This is a genomic window from Sulfitobacter sp. HI0027, assembly GCF_001634775.1.
GTDB lineage: Bacteria > Pseudomonadota > Alphaproteobacteria > Rhodobacterales > Rhodobacteraceae > Sulfitobacter.
Genome location: NZ_LWER01000205.1, coordinates 2,501 through 6,071 on the forward strand (window position 1 = coordinate 2,501; position 3,571 = coordinate 6,071).

General features: G+C 51.7%; 2 rRNA genes. Both read left to right on the forward strand.

Annotation, left to right across the window (positions count from 1 at the left end):
• Positions 1–303 precede the first annotated feature (303 nt).
• Positions 304–3,206 (forward strand): 23S ribosomal RNA (locus tag A3722_RS13440).
• A 145-nt stretch (positions 3,207–3,351) separates the two neighbouring features.
• Positions 3,352–3,466: ribosomal RNA gene (gene rrf, locus A3722_RS13445) — 5S ribosomal RNA — on the forward strand.
• Positions 3,467–3,571: the final 105 nt, after the last annotated feature.

Here is a 3,571-nt window from a genome sequence, read left to right on the forward strand (position 1 = left end):
GTTTGATCGCCCCGCGTTAGGGGATGATCTCGGTTGCTGCCCTTTTGGGCCGGTGTTTGACGGGCTGTTTCCTCGGCCTTCCAGACATATCGCGACCGAAACGAATATGTTGTCCAAGTCAAGTACACTAACCAGAGCGATGACGCGGACCTCCTGCACGGACGGTTCGCTATCTGCATCGCTCATTGTCCAGGCGATAGTCTGGGCGGGTAAAAGTATGCTTTTGATACAGGATAAAGAGGATCAGTTTCTTACCAGCTTCTGATCTTCGCGAAGGACGCAAGTCTTTCTTTTTCTGGATCAAATCAAGCGCGAAAAGGGCGTTTGGTGAATGCCTTGGCAGTAAGAGGCGATGAAAGACGTGATACTCTGCGATAAGCCATGGGGAGCTGAGAATAAGCTTTGATCCATGGATTTCTGAATGGGGCAACCCACCTGATTGTTTGTTATTATTGCTTCGCAATATGTACGCTCCGCGCCGACCCTTGGTCGGTACACCGATCCTTTGGATCGGCACTGGGGTGGACAGCGGCGCAGTTAATAATGAGCAAAACCAGGTATTTATAGACTGAATACATAGGTTTATAAAAGCAAACCCGGGGAACTGAAACATCTAAGTACCCGGAGGAAAGGAAATCAATATGATACTCCCCTAGTAGCGGCGAGCGAACGGGGATCAGCCGAGCCATGATTGTGGTTAGAATGCGTTGGAATGCGCAACCAGAGTGGGTGATAGTCCCGTATAAGAAGCATGATTGGACGTATTAAGTAGGGCGGGACACGTGAAATCCTGTCTGAAGATCGGAGGACCACCTTCGAAGGCTAAGTACTCCTTACTGACCGATAGTGAACCAGTACCGTGAGGGAAAGGTGAAAAGCACCCCGACGAGGGGAGTGAAACAGTACCTGAAACCGAACGCCTACAAACAGTTGGAGGGACCTTGCGTCCTGACAGCGTACCTTTTGTATAATGGGTCATCGACTTGGTCTCACGAGCAAGCTTAAGCCGTTAGGTGTAGGCGTAGCGAAAGCGAGTCTTAATAGGGCGTTGAGTTCGTGGGATCAGACCCGAAACCGAGTGATCTAGGCATGGCCAGGTTGAAGATAAGGTAACACTTATTGGAGGACCGAACCCACATCTGTTGAAAAAGATCGGGATGAGCTGTGCCTAGGGGTGAAAGGCCAATCAAACTCGGAGATAGCTGGTTCTCTGCGAAATCTATTTAGGTAGAGCGTCGACCGAATACCCTCGGGGGTAGAGCACTGGATGGGTAATGGGGCCCCACAGGCTTACTGATCCTAACCAAACTCCGAATACCGAGGAGTACTAGTCGGCAGACACACGGCGAATGCTAACGTCCGTCGTGAAGAGGGAAACAACCCTAACCTCCAGCTAAGGCCCCTAATTCATGGCTAAGTGGGAAAGCAGGTGAGACGACCAAAACAACCAGGAGGTTGGCTTAGAAGCAGCCATCCTTTAAAGATAGCGTAACAGCTCACTGGTCTAAATAAGTTGTCTTGCGGCGAAGATGTAACGGGGCTCAAGCCATGAGCCGAAGCTGAGGATGCATTTATTGCATGGTAGCAGAGCGTAGTGTGACATAGTTCCATGTGTCCTTATCGTCCCTCGGGACGTATTGGACACAAGGAGCTTTCTGTGAAGCTGGCGCGTGAGCGATCCGGTGGAGAGATCACTAGTGAGAATGATGACATGAGTAGCGACAAAGAGTGTGAGAGACACTCTCGCCGAAAGTCCAAGGGTTCCTGCTTAAAGCTAATCTGAGCAGGGTAAGCCGACCCCTAAGGCGAGGCCGAAAGGCGTAGTCGATGGGAACCAGGTTAATATTCCTGGGCCAGATGGAAGTGACGGATCTCGAGGGTAGTTCATCCTTATCGGATTGAATGGGCTGCTTAGAGGTCCCTGGAAATAGCTCCATCGCTAGATCGTACCCTAAACCGACACAGGTGGACAGGTAGAGAATACCAAGGCGCTTGAGAGAACTATGTTGAAGGAACTCGGCAAAATACCTCCGTAAGTTCGCGAGAAGGAGGCCCGGTTTCTAGGCAACTAGAGGCTGGGGGCACAAACCAGGGGGTGGCGACTGTTTATTAAAAACACAGGGCTCTGCGAAGTCGTAAGACGACGTATAGGGTCTGACGCCTGCCCGGTGCCTGAAGGTTAAAAGGAGGGGTGAGAGCTCTGAATTGAAGCCCAGGTAAACGGCGGCCGTAACTATAACGGTCCTAAGGTAGCGAAATTCCTTGTCGGGTAAGTTCCGACCTGCACGAATGGCGTAACGACTTCCCCGCTGTCTCCAACATAGACTCAGCGAAATTGAATTACCGGTCAAGATGCCGGTTACCCGCGGTTAGACGGAAAGACCCCGTGCACCTTTACTACAGCTTCACACTGGCATTAGGCCGAACATGTGCAGGATAGGTGGTGGGCTTTGAAACCGAGACGCCAGTCTCGGTGGAGCCTCCCTTGAGATACCACCCTTGTTCTGCTTGATGTCTAACCGCGGACCGTTATCCGGTTCCGGGACCCTGTGTGGCGGGTAGTTTGACTGGGGCGGTCGCCTCCTAAATCGTAACGGAGGCGCGCGAAGGTTGGCTCAGAGCGGTCGGAAATCGCTCGTTGAGTGCAATGGCAGAAGCCAGCCTGACTGCGAGACTGACAAGTCGAGCAGAGTCGAAAGACGGCCATAGTGATCCGGTGGTCCCAAGTGGGAGGGCCATCGCTCAACGGATAAAAGGTACGCCGGGGATAACAGGCTGATACTGCCCAAGAGTCCATATCGACGGCAGTGTTTGGCACCTCGATGTCGGCTCATCTCATCCTGGGGCTGGAGCAGGTCCCAAGGGTACGGCTGTTCGCCGTTTAAAGAGGTACGTGAGCTGGGTTTAGAACGTCGTGAGACAGTTCGGTCCCTATCTTCCGTGGGTGTAGGATACTTGAGAGGAGTTGCCCCTAGTACGAGAGGACCGGGGTGAACGATCCACTGGTGGACCAGTTGTTATGCCAATAGCAGTGCTGGGTAGCTATGATCGGACAGGATAACCGCTGAAGGCATCTAAGCGGGAAGCCCCCCTCAAAACAAGGTATCCCTGAGAGCCGAGGTAGACCACCTCGTCGATAGGCCAGAGATGTAAGCGTGGTAACACGTTCAGTTGACTGGTACTAATTGCTCGATAGGCTTGATTTGATCCAGTAGAAGCAAGACTTCAACTTATCAATCAAAAGCATACACATACAATCAGTGGTACATGACTTGGACAAACAACGCTCAGCGCTGCAGTGGTGACCCCGTCGCTCTGCTGCGCAGAGCGCTTTATCAGGAATTTATTTGGTTTGGTGATCATAGCGCGAGCAAAACACCTGGTCCCATCCCGAACCCAGCCGTTAAGTGCCGTAGCGCCGATGGTACTGCGTCTTAAGACGTGGGAGAGTAGGTCATCGCCAAACCTAATAAGTTCCTGATAAAAACAGTATCTCTCCACGATGAACAGAATAACAAAACCGCCGTAGCTATTAAGCTGCGGCGGTTTTGTTTTGTAAAACTACTCTTTT